Raw genomic sequence first — 20,124 nt, 5'->3', positions numbered from 1 at the left:
CGGTACCCGGGTCGAGCTCGGCCGGGCGCGGGGCGGGGATGCATGGTTCCAGCCCGCCGCGCAGCCGGGTGGGCCGCTCGGACAGCGGGCCGCCCCGCGGCCGGCAGGCCTCTCGCCCGCTCAACGCGTAACGTCCAGCCGCATGGAAGCGCGGTCTCACCCACAGCCCCCGCCCGGCTCCCCCCGACGCCGGGCCCGTGACCTCGGCATCGTCGTCGGATCTGCCGCCACCGGGCCTTTCAACGCGATCACCGACGTGCCGGGTGTCCGCGTCGGACACACCACCGTTCGCCGGCAGCCCGACGTACACAGCGGAGTCACCGCCATCGTGCCCGACCTCGTCAGTCCTCGGACACCCCTGCCGGCCGGGGTGTTCACCGGCAACGGCTACGGCAAACTCATCGGCACCACCCAACTGGCCGAACTCGGCACACTCGAAACCCCGGTCCTGCTCACCTCCACCCTGTCGGCCTTCCGCGTCGCCGACGCCGTCGTCGGCTGGATGCTCCAGCGACCCGGATGCGAGAAGGTACTCAGCCTCAACCCCGTGGTGGGCGAGTGCAATGACGGCCTCCTGTCCGACATTCGCTCACGGCCCGTCCACGCCGAGCACGTCCGGGCGGCCCTCGACTCGGCCTCCGGCGGGCCGGTGGCCGAGGGCTGCGTCGGCGCGGGAACGGGCACCGTCGCGCTGGGTTTCAAGTCCGGCATCGGAACCGCCTCTCGTACCCCGGCCCTGGCAGGCCGGTCCTTCACTGCCGGGGTCCTGGTGCAGGCGAACTTCGGCGGCACGCTGCGGGTGCTCGGCCGCACCCTCACCCCGCGGTCCGTGTGCGTCGGCGCCGAGGGTCCGGTGCCGGCCGCGGACACCGGCTCGTGCATGATCGTGGTGGCCACGGACGCCCCTCTCGACGCCCGGCAGCTCACCCGTGTCGCGCGGCGGGCGGTGTTCGCCCTGGCCCGCACGGGCGCGGCCTACAGCCACGGCAGCGGCGACTACGCCGTCGCCTTCGGTACGCGACCGGGCGGTACTCCGGTGACGGATGCCGAACTCGGCCCGCTGTTCGAATCCGTCCTCGACGGAGTCGAGGAAGCGGTGCTCAATTCCTTGCTCGCGGCAACCACGACCACCGGCTTCGGCGGCCGGACCGTACCCGCACTGTCGGCGGACCTCCTGCTCGACGCCCTCGCATCCCCGCCGATACCGCCCTCCCACTGAGAGCCGAACCCCGCTCGGCCGCCTCCTCCCTGACAGCAGTGGGCCGAGCGCGGCGGGACAACCGTCAGCGTCTTCGCGTCACTCGGCGGCTCTCGCGCCGCGGCAGGCGGGGCTCAGCGGAGTTTGATCGCGCCGCCGTCGGCCATGATGGTCTGCCCGGTCATGTACTGGGCATCGTCGCTCGCGAGGAAGGCGACGATGGGGGCGACGTCACGGTCGGGGTCGCCGAAGCGGCCCAGGGGGACCTTGGCCGCGGACTGCGCGTACTGCTCGGGGCGCGCCTCGGCCCACTGGGCCACACCTGCCGTCATGGCCATCGGGCAGACCACGTTGACGCGGATGTTGAGCGGTGCCCACTCGTTGGCCACCACGCGGCTCAGTCCGCGGATGGCCTCCTTCGCCGCCGCGTAGGACGCCTGGTTGGGCTGGCCGTCGAGGCCTGCGCCGGAACCGAAGTTGATGACCGTCGCGCTGCCGGCCTTCTTCAGTTCCGGCAGGGCGGCGAGCATGAAGTTGCGAGTGGCGTACAGGCTGGTGTTCATGGCGAGGTTCCAGTCGTCGTCCGTCTGCTCCTCGAACGGCTTCTGGCGCGACACGCTCGCGTTGTTCACCAGGACATCGAGCTTCCCGAAGCGTTCGGCGGCGGTCGCGACGGCACGGTCGGCGACGGTCCGGTCGGACACGTCGCCGCGGAGGAAGACCACCGACTCGCCCATTTCGCGGGCGAGCGCCTCTCCGGCCTCCTCCTGGAGGTCGACGACCACGACCCGGGCGCCGCGCGCGACGAACAGTTTCGTGATGGCGCCGCCGATGCCGGACGCACCTCCCGTGACGATGGCCGACTTGCCTTCGAGGCTGAGGGAATTCATGGGTCGCTGCCTTTCGTGAACGCCTGCGGTCCCGGTTCGGACGGAGAGCGGGGGCCTCCTGGACGTCCTTGTGCGTCGTCACCGGCGGCCACGACGCAATGTCCGCCACACAAGCACTAATATGCATCATGCACTTCATATGCACAGTACACATGTCACTGTTCGCGTGCAAACAAGGCCGGCGATGGCATGCCCCCCGGTGCAGGGCCGGCCGGGGCCGTCAATCGCTCACACGGTCGCGTTCCGCGGGACCGCCCTGGCGCAGGTCATCGGCCCTCATGCCATCGGCGGCCCGACGCTGTCAGCATCGGGAGCGAGATGATGTCGGCGAGAGCCTGCTGACCGGCGATGTTCGCGTGTACTCCGTCCCCCGTGTCGTACGGCGGGTAAATGCTGTTCGGCTCCACGGGGTCCTTGAGTACTTGGTCGAAGGGGAGAACGCCGTCGCAGGTACCGCCGCACTTGTTCCACTTCGACACGAACGTGCCGACGGTGTGCCGGTCGCGGTTGTTCTGGTCGGTGTAGCCCGGGCGGGGGGTGATGGGCGTGACGTACACCTTGATCCCCGCGGCACGCAGCCGCTGGAAGACCTCCCGGTAACTCGCCAGGATCCCCGCGGCATCGCAGCCGGCCGCGAGGTCGTTGGTGCCGTAGTAGTAGAGGACCCCGGTGACTCCGTGCAGCGACAGGACGTCTCGTTCCAGTCGGGCGGACGCGTCCAGGCCACGCACGGATTCGCCGATGCCCGGGCAGGTCCCGGCGCTGGTGGTGCCGCCGATACCGGCGTTGACCACGGCGAACCGCCGCTCCGGAGGGAGTTCCGCGGTGATCCGCCGGGCGAGGACGTCCGTCCACCGGAGGTTGGCGCCCGGCCGGCTGCAGTCCCGCCCGCAGTTCGTCGATCCCGACCCGTCGACCACCGAACTGCCGTAGGCGACGAGGCTGCCCCGTAGTCGCGGGTTGTGCACGTCGACGGCGCTGACCAGGTAGGTGGAGCCGGTCGTCTCGGTGAACGCGGCACCGGTCGTGTCACCGGTGTGATCGCCGGAGCCTGCCGCGGTCAGGTAGTTGGTGCGAAAGGCACTGTCGTGCCGGCCCGGGATCACCGTGCCGGAGACCGAGAGCGACGCCGCGACGTCGTCCTGGGCCTCGGTCTTGAGCACGGTGGTGTCACTCCACACCTCACCGCCGGCCGGTACGACGACCTCGCGCCGACCGTCGAACGTGACAGGTCGTGGGCGGCCTTCCGTCGCGGCGCCCGTGCCGCTGCTGTGTCCCACCGTCGCCGCGTCGACGGTGAGGGGTGTCTCGCCGAAGGTGTTCTGAACGCGGATCCGGAGTGCGTCGCCTCCCTGACTGAGGTGGGTGATCATCCGAACGGACTGATCACGCAGCGGGGTGGGGGCGAGGCTCTGCTGGGAACTCGCCCAGGACGTGAACCAGGCGTTGGCTCCGGGGTGCCTGCCCGACCGGGTGTCGGCGGGGGTGGCCGCGGTCGTCGCGGACGCGGCGAGGCACGAGGAAGCCAACGTGAAGGCCAGGCCGGCCGCGATGCGTCTGGCCGACGGAGCCTGGGCGGGACTGAGTACCCGGGCAAGGAGACGGTGCATGGGTGCCTGCCTTCCGACGTGGCTGGACGGGTCGGTCATCTGCACGAGCGTCCGTGGAGCGGCCCCGCGTGGTCTCCCGTGGTCCCCCCTCCTCCCCTCCTCGGTCCGTCCTCGGCCGGACGGCAGTCGCGTGAACGCGGCCCCGCGTCGTCGCTCGGCTTGCTCCGCGTCGCCTCCACCACTCGCGACGCTCCGATGACCCCAGCATCGTAGACACCAACGCCGGGCCGCTGAAAGCGTGTTGCAGTCGTCGTCCGGCTTCGCCCGTACGGAATCCTCCGGGCCGGCGGTGCCGCGGCGGCCCGGGGACCACTTCGTGACGGTCTCCGAGGAACCCCACCCCGGCCGGGCCGCCACCAACGGCCGCCATGACATCTCCGGCCCACCGGCCGGCACCGCTGTTCCGCAACGAGCCGTCGTCGCCGGCGACCGGATGCGGACCGACGACGCTGCCGCCACGCGGTCCGGGGAGCTGCCCGCTGCGGCCCGGACCGCAGCACGGGCCGGCGGCTCACCTCGGGGAGCGGGGCGTGCCGCGCCCGGCGGTGGCCACGGACGGGCCGTAGACGCGGACGGCTCGCGTTACCCGATGAGCGCCTGCGTGATCTGCCGAGTGGTCTGCGCGGCGATCCCGGGGTTGGTGGCGGCGTAGGAGAGGTGTGCGTTCAGGCCGGTGGCCAGGGCCCAGCCCCGGCCTCGGGTCCAGGTGGCGTCGTCCACGCCGAGCGCGGCGCGGAAGGCGGCCCGGGGCCCGGCCGACATCAGGGTGTAGGCGATGGTCAGGTCGCAGGCCGGGTCACCGATGCCGAGGCCGCCGAAGTCGATGACCGCGCTGAGGCGGCCGTCGACGGTCAGCAGGTTGCCGGTGTGGAAGTCTCCGTGGAACCAGACCGGAGGGCGTTCCCATCCCGAGGCGCTGAGCGCCGCGTCCCACAGCTCGGTCATGGCAGCCTTGTCGAACGCGCCGTCGACCTCCGCGATGGCCGCGCGCGTCGCCTCGTCCCGAGCGGCCAGCGGCTGGTCGGTGAGGTCGTCCACGGGGCCCCGGGCCGGGGCCTCCTCGGGTGTGAACCGCTGAAGCGCGGTCAGGAATCCGGCCAGTTCGACGGCGGTCTCGCAGGAGTCGGCCAGCGCGTCGGCGGTGGCCACCTCCCCGTCGATCCAGCGGGAGACCGCCCACGGCCAGGGATATCCGAGGCCGGGTTCCCCCACCGCTACCGGGACCGGGACGGCCAGAGGCAGGTGCGGGGCGAGCCGGGGCAGCCACTCGAGTTCCTTCCTGGCCTGCCCGATGGCGCCGGCATGACGGGGAAGCCGGACGGCGAGCTCCTCCCCCAGCCGGTGGATCACGTGGTCCGAGCCGGCCGGTTCGAGCAGCCTCAGGGGCAGCTCCGCCCACTGCGGGAACTGCCTGTCGACCAGGCGCCTGACCAGTGAGGTGTCGATCGAGGGGCGGGCCGGGGTGCTCGCGGTTGCCAAGGATGGCTCCTGACGTCGGCCCGCTGCGTACGGCGGGCGGTCCCGGCCATCACAGTGCGTCGCGGGCTTCCCTGTCGACCGAATTCCTGCGCTGCTCAACCCCAGGTCCGGCCACTGACGAGGGCGGGGCCGAAATACCGGGCGGCGACAGCGGTGATCACCGGCGCGGGGCCCTCCTCCGCCGCGCCCCTGAACGTGTGGACGATACAGGTGCGTACCGGGTGGACCGGTCCGCCCGTGGGCGTCGAGGGGTCTGCTCTGCTGCCGGGCCAGGGCGAAGCAGACCAGCAGGGTGCGGTGGTCCTCGGACCAGAAGTGGTCGAGGACAGCCCGGTTGCGGAAGTCGAGGCGGTCGAAGACAACGGCGACGTCCTCTTCCCCGTAGGGCACCCGCCGCAGCGCCGGCAGCATGTCGAGGATCGCGTCACCGCGGGCGAGCAGCCGGGCCCGCTCGTGCGAGTCGCCCCACGGGGGCGGTCGGCGTCCTGGAACTCGTCGGGGACTTCTTCCGAGCACAGCAGGGTGCCCGGGGCCGGACGGTCCCAGCGGGCCTGCCCGCTGACGCCGCCCCGGTTGAGGCTCGCGTTGACACAGAGCCGGCCCGCGATCAGCGCCCAGGGCGTACGGACCACACGCTCGCGCGCCAGATCCACCACGAGACGGCCGAAGGCCTCCCGGGGCAGCGGGCTCGGCTCGACGGGTGCGACGAACGCGTCGGTCCAGGTTCCCATGCGCCGGTTGTGGCAAGCCGAAACCGTGGGGGCCAGTGGGAAACGGACGGGGCGTCGCCGGGAGCCGGGCAGTGACGACCCGCCGGGCGGGCCCTGTCAGGCGCGTCAGGCGTCCATGGACTCGGCGAGTGAACGGGGCCGCAGATCGGTCCAGTTGGCTTCGACGTACTCCAGGCATGCGTCCCGGGTGTTCTCCTCGAAGACGGTCGTCCATCCCCCGGGCACCTGCGCGAAGGAAGGCCAGAGGGAGTGCTGCCCCTCGTCGTTCACGAGGACGAGGAACCGGCCGTCGGCGTCGTCGAACGGGTTGGTGCTCATACGCGGTACCTCCGGAAGAATTAGGTTAGGCTCGCCTAATCGCGATTGAGCTTAGCCTTCTCGCTTTCCGCTCCACAAGGAGACGTTCATGAGGTCGGGGGACGACGCCTTCGCCGCATTCGGGCTGTCCGGGGCGCCCGGCACCGAGGCCTTCTGGGCGACCGCGAGAACCCCCGCGTCGATACCCGACGGCGACGGCTGGACGACCCTGTTCCTGCGGCGCGGTTCCGAAGCGGCGACCACGGTCTTCGAGAGCTGGTCGGAGCCGGTGCCCCTGCGACGGTGGGGCGACACGGACTGCTGGTACGCCGAGGTGCGGATGCCGGCGCGGCTGCGGGTCACGTACCGGTTCCTCGTGGGTGACGCGGCGTACGCGGACCCGCTCAACCCGGTCGGTGCGGGCGGTGACCGGTCCATCGCCGCTACCCCGGACTCCCCCGCGCAGCCGCACTGGCCCCTCGTCGGCGGTGCCGACGTCGTACTGCCCCTCCCCCGCACCCGGCTCCGCTGGAGCAGCGAACGGCTCGGCGGGCGGCGTACCGTGCGGGTCCATCCGGCGGGCGGCGGCGGACCGGTGGTCCTGCTGCTCGACGGGGACGACTGGCTCCACCTGCACCCGGCGGCGACCGCGTTCGACTCGGCCGTCGCCGGTGGCGCGATGCCGCCGGTCACGCTCGTCTTCCTGCCGGCGAAGGACAGGCCGGCCGAGTTCGGATGCCGTCCCGCGCTGTGGGAGGCGGTCCGGGACGAACTGCTGCCGCTGGTCGCGGAGTGCGGGGTGCCCGCCGACCGGGACCGGCTGGTCGTGGCGGGGCAGAGCCTCGGCGGACTCAGCGCGCTGTACGCGGCGCTGGAGTTCCCGGACCTGGTGTCCCGTGTCGCCTGCCAGTCGGCGTCGTTGTGGTGGGCACCCGGCGCCGCGGACCTGGCGGACCCGTTGGGCGGGCCGGTCGGCGGTGCCCTCGCCGCGCGCCTGCGCGGGCGGCCCGACCTGTCCGGTCTCCGGGTCGCGTTCGACGTGGGGGAGCACGAGACCCGGATGCTCCCCCACTGCGGCCTGGTGGAGGCCCTGGCCGAGCAGGCCGGTGCGACCGTGCGGGTCTCCCGGTCGGCGTCGGACCACGACCGGGCGGGCTGGCGGCACGCCCTGCTCAGGGACGTCGCCTGGGCACTCGCCTGAGGGCCGGCCACCGGGGCACCGACCGCCGGGTCACCGGGCGCGCCGGGTCACCGGGCGACGGCCTGGCAGTAGGCCTCGTCGGTCGCGAGGAGGTTGCGATGCGTGTCCTCGGCGGTGATGACGCCGTCGTCCAGGACGAGGACTCGGTCGGCGGCGTCCAGCAGCGCCGGGCTGCTGGTGATCACGAGGGTGGTGCGCCCCCGGCGCAGCTTCGCGATGTTGCGTGCGACGAGTTGCTCGGTGACCGCGTCGACGGCGGTCGTCGGATCGCGCAGGACGAGGACGTCGGCGTCGGCGGCGAGGGCGCGGGCCAGGGAGAGCCGCTGCCGCTGCCCCCCGGAGAGGTTCGCGCCCCGGTCGCGCACGGCGTAGTCGAGTCCTTCGCGGTGCAGGGCGACGACGTCCGTCAGCATGGAGGCCTCGACGGCCTCGGGGACCGTCCGGCTGGTGCCCGAGGGGTCGATGTTCGTGCGGAGGGTGCCCGCGAAGATCTCCCCGTCGTACGGGTTGACCAGCATGTGTGCGCGGACCGCCTCGATCGACAGGTCCGCGACGTCCTGGCCGCCGACCCGCACCGCCCCCTCGTAGGCGTCCGGCGGGACGTTCAGGGCCAGGACCGACGCGAGGTCGGCCGCCGCGCGCGGCTGGTAGGCGGCGATCGCCACGAACTCCCCGGCGGACACCCGGAACCGCACCTTGCGCAGGGCCCCGTGCCGGAGGGAGTCGACCTCGAGGGCTCCTCCCGCGGCCGGCCGCTCCGGCCCCGGCACCGTCACCGGCGGCGCGGTCAGGACCAGCGCCATCCGCTCGGCCGACGCGCGGGCGATCATCACGTACTTGGGCATCTCGGAGAAGAGCTTGAGCGGTTCCATGATGAACTGTGCGAGGCCCACGGCCATGACGAGTTCGCCGATGTCGATCTGACCGTCGAACGCCAGCCGGCCCGCCGTCAGGGTCACGGCGGCGGCGAGGACCGCGTTGAGGGCCAGCGCGGTGCCCGCGTACACCCCGTTCACCCTGGCGACGGTGACCGCCTGGTGCTTCGCCTCCGTGCTGACCTCCCGGTAGGAGCGGAACGCGGCGTGGTTGCCGCCGAAGCCGTGCAGCGGACGCAGGCCGATGATCAGGTCGGCGACCTTCGCACCGGCCCGTGCCACCCGGGCCTGCTGTTCGCGGGTGCTGGACCCGATCCGTCTGGACATCACGCTCAGGACCGAGAGGATCGCGACGGTTCCCACGATCACCAGCAGTCCGAGCCGGATGTCGGCCAGGCCCAGCGCGACGGCCGCGATCACCACCGCGACCAGTGAGCTGATCAGCAGCGGCACCACCTCGATGATGTCGGCGGTCTGGTCGGCGTCCTCGGTGGCGATGGTCAGCACCTCGCCCGACTTGAGGTCGACGTCCCGGGCCACCGGCTGGAGTCCGCAGGCCGCGACCCGCACCCGCCAGCGGTGGGCCTCGGTCGTGTTGGCGTCCTGCAGGACGCGCATCCCGAACCGCCACGACAGCGACACGGTCGTGATGATCACGGCCAGCGCGGCGACCGAGACGCCGAGGGCCTCGGGGCTCCGGTCGCGCAGGGCGTGTTCGACGATCAGCCCCAGCGCGATGGGGAAGGCGGTCTCACCGGCCTGGTACAGGCCCATGAGGACGGTGCCCCAGACCATCGCGCCGACGTTGCGGCGCAGGGCGGTGCGGAGGATGTCGGACCCCGGGCGGGGCCGCTGCGTGTCAGGCGTTGTCATCGAGGTGGCGCGCAATCGCTTCCGGGGTTCGCAGGGTGAACAGATCGCGGATCGTGATCACAGGACCGTACTCGCGGCGGAGCAGTCCGGTCAGCCGCACCGCCAGCATGGAGTGCCCTCCGAGGGAGACGAAGTCGCTCACCGCGCTCACCTCGTCGTCGTCCAGGTCCAGTGCCTCGGCGAAGAACTCGCACACCCGGGTCTCGGTCCCGGTCTCCGGGCCCCGCTCCCCCGCCGTGGTCAGCGCGCCCAGCGGCTTGGCCTGCGGCAACGCCCTGGTGTCGGCCTTCCCGTTCACGGTCAGCGGGATGGCGTCGACCTGGGCGTAGTGCGTCGGGCGCAGGAAGTCCGGCAGCGCGGCGCCCACTTCGGCGGCGACCGCCGCCAGATCGGAGCCGTCCAGCACGAGGTAGGCGGCCAGCCGGTAGGCCCCGTCGACCTGCGGGTCGGGCTGGGCGACCGCGGCGACGAACCGCACCGCCGGGTGCGCCGCGAACACGGCCTCTACCTCGCCCGGTTCGACCCGGTGTCCCCGGATCTTGACCTGCTGGTCGGTGCGGCCCAGGTACGTCAGGTTGCCGTCGGGCCGCCGGACCACCAGGTCCCCGGTGCGGTACATGCGCTCGCCGGGGGCGCCGAACGGGCACGCCACGAAACGGTGCGCGGTCTGGGCGGTCTGTCCGAGATAGCCCCGGGCGATGCCGATGCCCGACACGTACAGCTCGCCGGGGACCCCGTCCGGCAAGGGCCGCAGCCACGGATCCAGCACGTACACGTCCGTGTTGTCGATCGCGACACCCACGACCGGGTCCTGGCACTCGAAGGTGCCGACGCCGAGGGTGTTGATGGTGTACTCGGTGGGGCCGTACAGGTTGTAGCCGACCGTCCCCTCGGTCTCGGCGAGCCGCTGCCACAGCGTCGGGGTGACGGCCTCGCCGCCCAGCAGCACCAGCGCCGGCCGGCGTGCCGGGTCGTCGAGCAGGCCCTCGGCCACCAGTTGCTGCGCGTAGGTCGGGGTCACGTTGATCACGTCGATTCCGTGGGCGAGGCAGTACTCGACCAGGCGGGGCGCGTCACGGCGCAGTTCCTCGTCGCAGATGTGCACCTCGTGGCCGTCGGCGAGCCACAGCAGTTCCTCCCACGACATGTCGAACGCGAACGACACGGTGTGCGCGATCCGGAAGGGCCGGTGACCGTGTTCCGCCAGCACCGGTTCGAAGATCCTGCGCTGATGGTTGATCAGCATGTTGGTGAGTCCGGCGTACTCGGTCACCACGCCCTTGGGCCTGCCGGTCGATCCGGAGGTGTAGATCGTGTACGCGGGGTGCCGCAGCCGGTTCGGGTCGTCCGGCGCGAACGTCACGAACGGCTCGGCCTCGGGCAGTGGGCGGTCCAGCTCGATCAGGTCGCCGGTCAGGCGGGGCGAGACGGTGCTCACGGTGAGGATCACGTCCGGGCGGGCGTCCGCCACGATCGCGGCGATCCGCTCGTCCGGGTGGTCCAGCTCCAGCGGGACGTAGGCGGCGCCGACGCGCAGTACGGCGAACAGCGCCACGATCGAGTCCGGGGAGCGCGGGATCGCGAGGCCCACGGTCGTCCCGGGTCCGACGCCGCGGCGGGCCAGTACACCCGCCACGGCGCGGCTGCGGTCGCGGAGTCCGGCGAAGGTCATGGTCGAGCCGTGGGCCACGAGCGCGACTCGACGCGGGTCGCGGTCCGCCGCCCGGTCGAACCGGTCGACGACGGTGTCCGTGCCGATGTCGGTGCGTTCGGCGGGTTCGGGCTGCGGCCCCAGGCCCCGCAGTGCGCCCACCGGTCCGTTCGACCGGGCCAGGTCGTCGAGGACGCTCAGGTAGTCGTCCAGGAGACCACGGGCGTTCTCCGGGTCGTCGTCGCGGTACTCCAGCTTGACGGTGAGCTGTTCGCCGGGCGTGACGACCCAGGTGAACGGATAGTGGGTGGAGTCGTCGGCCCGGACCGAGGTGATGCCGTGCCTGGCGTTCATCTCGGCGAAGGCGTCCACGTCGAGGAAGTTCTGCAGCACGAACAGGTTGTCGAACAGGGTGTCGTGCCCGGCGGCCCGCTGGATCTCGCCGAGGCCGAGGTGCTCGTGCTCCATGGCCGCGACCCTGGCCGCCTGTACGCCCGTCAGGTACGCGCGCACCGTGTCGCCCGGCCGTGCCCGCGTCCACATGGGCACGGTGTTGAGCAGTACGCCGACGATGCCGGACAGTCCCTCGCCCTCGCGGCCGGAGACGGTCACACCGAACACGGCGTCACCGCGGCCCGTACGGGCGCCGAGGAGGAGGCCGAAGGCGCCGGTCAGCACCGAGTTCAGGGTGACCCCGTGCGCCCTGGCCGCTTCCCGCAGCAGGTGCGACTGTGCGGTGGACAGCGTGTGTACGAGTGCGCGCGGCAGGTCGTCGGAGAGGGTCGGCGCCGGTCCGGCGAGCAGGGTGGGGCCGGAGAGGCCGGCCAGGTGGTCCGCCCAGAAACGCTCCGCCGCTGCGGAGTCCTTCGCGGCGAGCAGGCGGGCGTGGTCCTCGAAGCTCGGGGTGGCCGCGACAGCGGTCGGCGGTTTCCCCGCCAGGACGTCCTGGTAGGCGTCGAACAGGTCTCTCAGCACGATCTCCCGCGACCAGCCGTCCCACAGCAGCAGGTGGTAGCTGAGCAGCAGACCGTCGCGGTCGTCGGGCCGGCGCACCACGGTCAGCCGGACGAGCGGCGGCTCACCGGGGTCGAAGCCCGTGTCGCGGTCCCGGGCGCGCAGGGCCTCGACTTCGGCGTCCGTGGCCAGTTCGACCGTGCGGACACCGACCCGCCGGCCGGCGGTGAGGACCTGGACGGGGTTTCCGCCGGCGTCGGTCGTGAAGCCCGCGCCCACGACCGGGTGCCGTGCGATCACGTACGCCGTCGCCTCGGCCAGCGCTTCGGTGTCCAGGCGCCGTTCGAAGGTGAAGTAGCTCTGCGCGACGTAGTGTCCGGCCGAGCCCGCCATCTGGGCCTGGAAGTACAGCCCCCGCTGGAGCGGGGTGACCGGTGCCGTGCGCTCGGCCGTCGCGGAGGCGTCCGCGATGTGTTCCAGCGCGCCGAGCCAGTGCTCGGTGATTTCGTCGGGGATGCCCTCGGCAAGGGTGAAGGCGGCGTGCAGGCTGCCGGTGGTCTCGTCGGTCCACGCGTTGACCTCGACGGCGTACGGGCTGCCCTGGTCGCCTCCGGTGAGGTGCGGCGCCCGGGACTCGCCGCCCCGGCCCAGGTAGTTGAACAGCACCTGCGGGCGGGCGGTCAGCAGCGGTGCCGTCTGCGGGTTGAGGTACCTGAGCCCGCCGTAGGCGACGTGCGCACGCTCGTCCGGCTGGCGTTCGGCGATCTCGCGTGCCGCCGCGAGGGGATCGGTGTGCGGGGTGAGCCGTACGGGCGCGATGGAGGTGAACCAGCCGACCGTGCGGGTGTAGTCGTGGTGTCCGAGGGCCGGGACCCGGCCGTGCCGCTCCAGTTCGATCGCGAGATCGGTGGGGGACGGCTGGATGCGGGTCAGCGCGGTGCGCAGCGCGCCGCACAGCAACTCGGTGAGACCGACGCCGAGTGCGGTGGGCGCGGTGCGCGTCACCCGGTGGGCCGCTTCGGGCGGGAGTACGGCCGTGGTCTCGCGCAGCCCGTCGACGGAGGGCAGCAGCGCGGGGGCCTGGAGCGTGGTGATCCAGTGGTCCAGGTCGCCGGTCGCGCGGGTGGCGTGGGACGTCAGTGCTTCTGCGTACTCGGCGTAGGACGTGGTCGGGGGTGCCAGGGGCGCGCCGCGCATCGCGGTGGCCAGGTCGTCGAGAATGATCAGCCAGGACACCGAGTCGACGGCGAGGTGGTGTGCGGTGATCACGAGGGTCCGGCTCGTCTCCAGCCACGAGAACGCGACGACGTCCCCGGACTCGGGGTCGAGCCGTCCGGCGGCCTCGTTCGCCGCCGTCGTCGCATCGGTCGTGTCCGGTCGTACGACGGTGGCCTCGCGGGCGGGTTCGGTGCGCAGTGCCCACACCCCGTGCTCGACGCGCAGCCGCAGACGGAGGGCCGGGTGTGCGGCCAGGACGGCTCGCGCGGCGCGCTCGGCGTCGGCGAAGCCGGTGCCCTCGGGGGCCCGCAGGGTCCTCGCCTGGGCGAACCGGGTCAGGGAGCCGCCCAGTTCGCGCTGGCGCAGGATCACGGGCGTCGGCGGCAGCGGGCCCGTCCCGCGGTGTCCGGACGCGGACTCCGTGGCCCGCGGTGCGCCCGGACCCGCCGCCCTCCGGGTCGCCAGCTGTGCGGCGAGCGCACGCGGTGTCCTGTGCAGGAACACGTCCCGTGGCGCGATCGCGAGGCCGAGCGCCCTGGCCCGGTTGATCACGGCGATGGCCACGATGCTGTCACCACCGGCCCTGAAGAAGTCGGTGTCACCGTCCACTTCACAGCCGGGCAGGGAGTTGGCGAAGATGCCGACGAGCGCGGCGAGTACCTGGCCCGCCGCCACCGGAGCATCGTCGTGTGCCGCCCGTTCGGTCAGGGCCCGGCGGTCCAGCTTGCCGTTGACCGTCAGCGGCAGCGCGTCGGCCGGCCGCACCCGGCCCGGCACCATGTGCGCCGGCAGTTTCGTGGACAGCTGCTCGGCGAGGTCGCCGGGTATCCGGCCCACGACGTGCGCGACCAGGTGGTCGCCGGTGTCGGCCACGGTGACGGCGACGTCCACGACACCGTCGAGTCCCCTGATCGCGGACTCCACCTCGCCCGGTTCGATACGGAACCCCTGGAGCTGCACCTGGTCGTCGGCGCGCCCGGCGAACCGCAGCTCGCCGTCGAGCGTGCGGCGGGCGAGGTCGCCCGTGTGGTACATGCGGGAGCCGTCGCCCGCGAACGGGTCGGCCACGAAGCGGCCCGCGGTGAGCCCCGGCCGCCCCAGGTAGCCGAGTGACACCTGGTCGCCGGCGACGTAGATGGCACCCACCCGGCCCGGCGGCACCGGCCGGAGCCGGTCGTCGAGCAGGTAGGTGACCAGGCCGGCGAGCGGGCCCCCGATCGGTCCGACCTCGTCGCCCGGGTCGAAGTCCGCGTCGGTCAGCACCCGGTGGGTGACGTGGACGGTGGTCTCCGTGATGCCGTACATGTTGACCAGCTCGGGCGAACCGGTGCCGTGCCGCTCGACCCAGCCGCGCAGCCGCCCGAGGTCCAGCGCCTCGCCGCCGAAGATGATCCGGCGAAGCGCGGGGAGCGGCCGGCCGGCATGCCGGTCGGCCTCGATGAACCGGTAGAAGGCCGATGGGGTCTGGTTGAGGACGGTCACCCCGCGTTCGCGGACCAGCCGGTGGAAGTCGACCGGCGAGCGGGTCAGCCCGTACTCCGGGACCAGCAGCTCACCACCGTGCGCGAGCGCGCCCCACAGCTCCCAGACGGCGAAGTCGAAGGAGAAGGAGTGGAACTGGACCCACACGTCGTCCGGGCCGAAGTTCATGTCCGGCCGGGTGGTCGCGAGCAGCGTCACCACGCTGGAGTGCGGCACGACGACGCCCTTGGGCCTGCCGGTCGATCCGGACGTGTAGATCACGTACGCGGGGTCGTGCCGGCCGGGGCCGGTTCCCGGGGCAGCGGTGGCCGGCGCCGGCTCCTGCCCCTGCACCAGCACACGAGCCGTCGGCACACCCGCCCGGGACAGCAGCCCCGCGAGGCGGTCGCGCCGGTCCGGGGCCACGAGGACGACCTGCGGGGCGGCGTCGGCGAGGATGTACTCCAGCCGCTCGTCCGGGTAGGCCAGGTCCAGCGGGACGTACGCGCCCCCCGCGCTGACGATCGCGACCAACGCGACGACCTGTTCGACGGAGCGGGGTACGGCGACGGCGACCCGCTGCCCCGGTCCGACGCCGGCCGCGCGCAGGGCGGAGGCCAGCCTGTCCTTGGCGTCCGCCAGTTCGCCGTAGGTCAGGGACCGGGTGCCGCCGTCGAGGCCGCACTGGGTGACGGCCGTGGCGGACGGGTCTCGGCGCGCGGCGGCGTCGAACAGTTCGTCCAGGGTCGTCGGGGTGACCGGCGCGGGTCGCCGGGTCCCCTCGGACGCCAGGTCGTCGACCACGGCGTCCGGGCGGGTGAGCAGGCCGGTGAGGGTGCGGGTGAACGTGTCCAGGATCGTCCGGGCTCCCGCCTCCCGCAGCAGCTCGCCGTCGTGGATCAGGTTGAAGCGCGGGCGGCCGTCGGGGGTGCGCTCCACCACGAGCGTCAGCGGGTAGTGCGGGGCGCCCTCGTTGACGATGCCGGTGACGACCAGTGTGTCGTCGGGCCGCCGCAGACCGGCCACGTCGGTCGCCACGTCGAACACCACCAGGGTGTCGAACAGGGGGCCGGCACCGGCCTGACGGGCGATCCGTGCCAGCGAGACGTGCTGGTGCGCCAGCACGGCGCTGTGGTGCGCCCTGACCGAGGCGAGCAGGTCGCGTGCGGTGGTGGCGGCGGTCCACCGGGCGCGCACGGGGACCGTGTTGATGAACAGGCCCACCATGTCCTCGATGCCGGGCACGTCCGCGTCGCGTCCGGACACCGTGGAACCGAACACCACGTCCCTGCCGTGCAGGATGCCGCCCAGCGTCACCGCCCAGGCGCTGTGCACGGCCACGCTCAGCGGCACGCCGGCCGACCGGGCGGCCGCGTCGACGTCCTGCTCCGGCACCGCCGCGGTGTCGGCGAACCGGTCGGACGGGGTGTGTCCCTCGGCGACCAGCGAGGGGCCGGGCAGATCGGCGAGCCGGTCGCGCCACACCCGGTCGCTCACCTCGTCGTCGCGTCCGGCGAGGAGGCGTACGTAGTCGGGGAAGCCGCCGAGCGGGTGGACGGTCCCCGGCGCGTGGTACTCGGCCAGCAGCGCGCGCAGCATGGGCGGCACCGACCAGCCGTCGGCGATGATGTGGTGCACGGTCTGCACCAGGACGGTGCGGCCCGGGCCCCCGCGGATGAGCGTGTACCGCATCAGCGGGCCGGTGGCCAGGTCGAACCCGGCGCGGCGGTCCTCCTCGGCGTGGGCCCGGATCTCGTCGTCGGTGATGCCGGGGCGGTGCAGCTCGGTGAAGGGCACCTCCACGCCGCTCTCCAGCACGGAGACCACTCGGCCGTCGGCGAGGGCCACGAAGCGCGCGGCCAGGTTCGGGTGGAGCGTGAGCAGGCGGGTGGCCGCCGCCGCGAGCCGGCCGGTGTCGACCTCACCGTCCAGGGTCAGCAGCTGCTGCTCGACGTAGCTCCCCGTCCGGTCGTCGTCGTAGACCGAGTGGAAGTACAGGCCCTCCTGCAGCGGTGTCAACGGCAGGATGTCCCGCAGCGCCGGGCCGTCGAGGGCGTCGACATCCGCCTGTGTGAGCGGCACCGGGGCGAAGTCGCTGGGCGAGTGGCCGCCCGCGTCGAGCGCGGCCAGCCCCGCCAGGGCCGTTCGGTAGTAGGACCCGATCGTCGCGATGTCGTCGTCGGTGAACATGCCGTCGGGCCAGGAGATGGCGGTGATCAGCTCGTAGGCGCCGGTCGGGCCGGGCTCGGCGATCGCGTTGAACTCCAGGGCGCGCGGCAGGCGCATCCTCGCGTCCCGCCTCTCTCCCAGCCGGCCGGTGGTACGGGCGAGCTGCCAGTCGCCAGGAGCGCCCGCGTCGAAGCGGCCCAGGTAGTTGAACAGCACCTGGGGTGCGGGCGCCGCGAGGTCGGTGCGGGCCAGGTAGCGCAGGGCGCCGTAGGAGACGCCGTTGTCCGGGACCCGGGACAGGTCCTCCTTGACCGCCTTGAGTGCGGCGGCCAGGTACCGGGGCGCGGTGGGGTCGGGGGCCGGGCCGGGGTCCACGGTCACCGGGAAGAGGGTGGTGAACCAGCCCACGGTCCGCGAGAGTTCCGGCTCGAAGCCGGCGGACGGTGCCACGAACCGTCCCTCGCGGCCGTGGCCCTCGAGCTCGATGTGGGCGAACGTCTGGTCCTGGCCGAGGTCCCGGCGCCACCGGGCGAGGGTGACGGCGAGCGCGGTCAGCAGTACGTCGTTGACGCCGGCGTGGAACTTGGCCGGTGTCTCGCCCAGCAGCGCGGCCGTGGCCTCCGCGCCGATGGAGACGGTCCGTACCCGCTCCCGTGCGACGGTGTCGGCCTCGGACAGCGCACGCCTGCCCACCGGCTCGTCCGCTCCCGGCAGGGGACGTCGGAAGTACGCGCTGTCCGCGTCGAACGCCGCGCGCTCCAGTAACTGCGTCCAGCGTCGGAACGACGTGCCGGGCGGGGGAAGTTCGATCGGGGTGCCCGAGGCGAGCTGCCGCCATGCCGTGGCCAGATCCTCCATCAGCACCCGCCAGGACACGCCGTCGATCACCACGTGATGGACGACGAGGACCAACTGCCGTGCCTCGCGGCGCCAGACGGCACGCAGCATCGCGCCGCCCGCCGGGTCCAGCCGCTCGGTGGCGAGCGCGACGCACTCGTCGAGCGGCCGGTCGCTCTCCTGCCAGCGCGAGGCCGAGGGGCCCGTCCCGCCGGCCTCGCCGGTCCCGTCCGCCCCGTCCGCTTCCGGGATGTCGAAGCTCCAGCGGTCGCCGCGCACCAGCCTGGCGCGCAGCATGGCGTGCCGGCCGACCAAGGCGGCGAGGATCGCGTCGAGAGCGCCGGCGGTCAGGTCCGCCGGGGTGTTCAGTACCACCGACTGCACGAAGCCGTCGATCGCGTCCGTGGTCTCACCGAGCCACTGCACGATGGGCGATCCCACGACGGAGCCGGTCTCGACGTCGCGGTGGTCCACGACGGCGGTGTCCGCCCGGCTCGCCACGGCCGCCAGCGCCCCCAGGGTGCTGTGGGTGAGGATCTGCCGTGCCGTGACGTGGAGACCCGCGTTCCGCAGTGCGCCCAGGAGTGAGATCGCCAGAATGCTGTCTCCGCCGAGCTGGAAGAAGTCCTGGTCGACGCCGACCTCGTCCAGCCGCAGCAGCGCCGCGACCGCCGCGCACACGGCGCGCTCGTTCCCGGTGGCGGGCTGGACGAGCGAGGCCGTCTCGATCACCGGCTCGGGCAGCGCCTTCCGGTCGAGCTTGCCGTTCGCCGTGAGGGGGAACGCGTCCATCACGACGATGTGGGCGGGCACCATGTACTCCACCATGTGCGCGCCGGCCCAGGCCTTCACGTCGGCCGCCCGCAGACCGTCGTTCCCGGTGGACGGGATCACGTATCCCACCAGGTAGGTGCCGCCGGCCGCGTTCCTCTTCGCGACGACGCAGGTGTGCCGCACCGCCGGGTGCTCGGCGAGGCCGGCCTCGACGTCCTCGATCTCCAGCCGCATGCCGCGGATCTTGATCTGGTTGTCGGCCCGGCCGAGGAAGTCCAGCGAGCCGTCGGGGGTGTAGCGCGCGAGGTCACCGGTCCGGTAGAGCCGTGAGCCGTCGTTCGCGAAGGGGTTCGCCACGAACCGGGACGCCGTGAGGGCGGGGGCGTTGACGTACCCGCGCCCGAGGAGGAGGCCTCCGGCGTACAGTTCACCGCCGACGCCGACCGGGACCGGGCGCAGCTCGTCGTCCAGTACGTACAACTGGGTGTTGGGGTTGGCCTTGCCGATCGACGTCGACAGGCGTTCCGCCGCGCCCCGGTAGACGACGTGCGAGACGCCGATCGTCGCCTCGGCGGGGCCGTACCCGTGGTACATGGGGATGTCGAGCCGGGTACGGAACCGCTCGTACAGGTCCGGGGTCAGCACCTCGCCGCCGCACCACACGTGCCGCAGGCTGTCGAGGCGCCCGGAGTCGCCGGCCATCTCCAGCAGCACGTCCAGCATGGACGACACCAGGTAGGTGAAGGTGACGCGCTGCTCGGCGATCACGCTCAGCAGGTGGTGCGGGTCGCGTTCGCTGCCGGGCCCGAGGACCACGAGCCTCGCACCGGACACCAGTGGCAGGAAGATCTCGTTGATGGAGATGTCGAAGGACAGCGGCGCCTTGAAGAGTGACGCGTCGCCGTGGCCGAAGCCCAGGATCTCGTGGACCTGCCACAGCAGGCGCTCGCTGATCGCCTCGTGCCGGATCATCGCGCCCTTGGGCCGCCCGGTCGAACCGGACGTGAAGATCACGTAGGCCAGGGCGTCGCCGAGGACGGTGACCTCGGGGTCCTCGGCGGGGTGGGATCCGAACCGCCAGTCGCCGAGGTCCACGGCCACGGCTTCCGGTTCGCCCTCGGCGTGCTCGCCCGAGGTGTTGAGCTGCGCCACGACCCGGGCGTCCTCGATGACGACGGCCCGGCGCGCGGCGGGCCAGTGCGGATCGAGCGGCACGAACGCGCAGCCCGCCCGGAGCACGCCGAGCAGTCCGATCACCATGTCGGCGGAGCGTTCCAGGCAGATGCCGACGACCTGTTCGGCGGTGAGCCCGCGTCCGACGAGGTGGTGGGCCAACTGGGCGGACCTCTCGTCCACTTCGCGGTAGGTCAGCGTCCGCCGGTCGTCCACGACGGCTACGGCGTCCGGCCTGGTCCTCGCCTGCTCGCGGAACATCTCCACCAGGGTCGGACGGGCCCGGTCGGCCCCTGTGTCGTTCCATTCGGCCAGTTGCGCGCGCCGCGCCGCCGCACTGGACGGCCCGATGGTGCCGAGGGGCCGGTCCGGGAAGTCGGCCAGGTCGTCCAGCGCGAGCTGGGCGTCGTCCGGTAGGACGCCTTCCGGGAGACGGATGCTCCGGCAGTCCGGTCCGACACCCCAGCCGCGGGGCGCCGAGCCGCCGTTGTCGACCCATCCGAGGACGTCGGCGAACAGGGTGTTCGGGGTGAGGTCGATGCCGTCGGGGCTCCGGCCCGTCGCCCAGTACGACAGTCCGACGGCGCATGCCCCGGCGATGGTCCGGTCGGAGAAGTCGCCGGTGCGGCGGCGTATGCCGGTCAGGTGCGCGGGGGAAAGCAGAACGAGACGAGCGGTCGGTTCCGTCATCGAAGACTCAACGCCCCTTCCAAGGAATGAAGGCAGAGTAACT

8 protein-coding genes are annotated in these 20,124 nt (G+C 72.7%); 2 read left to right on the top strand and 6 right to left on the bottom strand.

Going from position 1 to position 20,124, the window contains the following annotated elements; all coding sequences use genetic code 11:
- Nucleotides 1–142 precede the first annotated feature (142 nt).
- Entirely contained in the window at nucleotides 143–1,219 is a 1,077-nt protein-coding gene (locus ACZ7G3_RS27735) for a P1 family peptidase (protein ID WP_470928681.1), read from the top strand.
- Nucleotides 1,220–1,332: 113 nt separating this feature from the next.
- Here the strand turns inward: ACZ7G3_RS27735 and ACZ7G3_RS27730 are convergent, their stop codons facing one another.
- From ACZ7G3_RS27730 to ACZ7G3_RS27715, 4 genes are all read right to left on the bottom strand, one after another.
- Nucleotides 1,333–2,088 carry an SDR family NAD(P)-dependent oxidoreductase gene (locus ACZ7G3_RS27730; RefSeq protein WP_470928680.1) on the bottom strand — a complete coding sequence of 252 codons (756 nt, stop codon included), beginning with the start codon at nucleotides 2,086–2,088 and terminating at the stop codon, nucleotides 1,333–1,335.
- Between the two features lie 266 nt (nucleotides 2,089–2,354).
- Nucleotides 2,355–3,698 (bottom strand): GDSL-type esterase/lipase family protein, encoded by a 1,344-nt coding sequence (locus ACZ7G3_RS27725; RefSeq protein ID WP_470928679.1) that lies wholly within the window; start codon nucleotides 3,696–3,698, stop codon nucleotides 2,355–2,357.
- Between the two features lie 582 nt (nucleotides 3,699–4,280).
- Nucleotides 4,281–5,177: an aminoglycoside phosphotransferase family protein gene (locus tag ACZ7G3_RS27720; RefSeq protein ID WP_426601424.1), complete on the bottom strand. Its 897-nt coding sequence runs from the start codon at nucleotides 5,175–5,177 to the stop codon at nucleotides 4,281–4,283.
- A gap of 836 nt (nucleotides 5,178–6,013) precedes the next feature.
- Nucleotides 6,014–6,226, bottom strand: a complete 213-nt coding sequence (locus tag ACZ7G3_RS27715; RefSeq protein WP_470928678.1) for an MbtH family protein — start codon at nucleotides 6,224–6,226, stop codon at nucleotides 6,014–6,016.
- A gap of 88 nt (nucleotides 6,227–6,314) precedes the next feature.
- Between ACZ7G3_RS27715 and ACZ7G3_RS27710 the strand changes: the two genes are divergently transcribed.
- On the top strand, nucleotides 6,315–7,406 hold the full coding sequence (locus ACZ7G3_RS27710) for an alpha/beta fold hydrolase (RefSeq protein ID WP_470928677.1): 1,092 nt from the start codon (nucleotides 6,315–6,317) through the stop codon (nucleotides 7,404–7,406).
- A 47-nt stretch (nucleotides 7,407–7,453) separates the two neighbouring features.
- Here ACZ7G3_RS27710 and ACZ7G3_RS27705 read toward each other — a convergent pair whose 3' ends face one another.
- Nucleotides 7,454–9,154 (bottom strand): ABC transporter transmembrane domain-containing protein, encoded by a 1,701-nt coding sequence (locus ACZ7G3_RS27705; RefSeq protein WP_470928676.1) that lies wholly within the window; start codon nucleotides 9,152–9,154, stop codon nucleotides 7,454–7,456.
- A complete protein-coding gene (locus tag ACZ7G3_RS27700; protein WP_470928675.1) occupies nucleotides 9,141–20,081 on the bottom strand; it encodes a non-ribosomal peptide synthetase in 10,941 nt (3,646 codons plus the stop codon). Before ACZ7G3_RS27700 ends, ACZ7G3_RS27705 begins: the two co-directional genes overlap by 14 nt.
- Nucleotides 20,082–20,124 lie beyond the last annotated feature (43 nt).

This window comes from Streptomyces sp. NPDC037271 (genome assembly GCF_055603605.1).
This window is presented reverse-complemented; position numbering and strand designations above follow the sequence as displayed.

Excerpts from the sequence above, each read along its gene's own strand:
- ACZ7G3_RS27725 (WP_470928679.1), bottom strand. The coding sequence starts at position 3,698 with ATGCACCGTCTCCTTGCCCGGGTACTCAGTCCCGCCCAGGCTCCGTCG.
- ACZ7G3_RS27710 (WP_470928677.1), top strand. The coding sequence starts at position 6,315 with ATGAGGTCGGGGGACGACGCCTTCGCCGCATTCGGGCTGTCCGGGGCG.
- ACZ7G3_RS27700 (WP_470928675.1), bottom strand. The coding sequence starts at position 20,081 with ATGACGGAACCGACCGCTCGTCTCGTTCTGCTTTCCCCCGCGCACCTG.
- ACZ7G3_RS27705 (WP_470928676.1), bottom strand. The coding sequence starts at position 9,154 with ATGACAACGCCTGACACGCAGCGGCCCCGCCCGGGGTCCGACATCCTC.
- ACZ7G3_RS27730 (WP_470928680.1), bottom strand. The coding sequence starts at position 2,088 with ATGAATTCCCTCAGCCTCGAAGGCAAGTCGGCCATCGTCACGGGAGGT.
- ACZ7G3_RS27715 (WP_470928678.1), bottom strand. The coding sequence starts at position 6,226 with ATGAGCACCAACCCGTTCGACGACGCCGACGGCCGGTTCCTCGTCCTC.
- ACZ7G3_RS27735 (WP_470928681.1), top strand. The coding sequence starts at position 143 with ATGGAAGCGCGGTCTCACCCACAGCCCCCGCCCGGCTCCCCCCGACGC.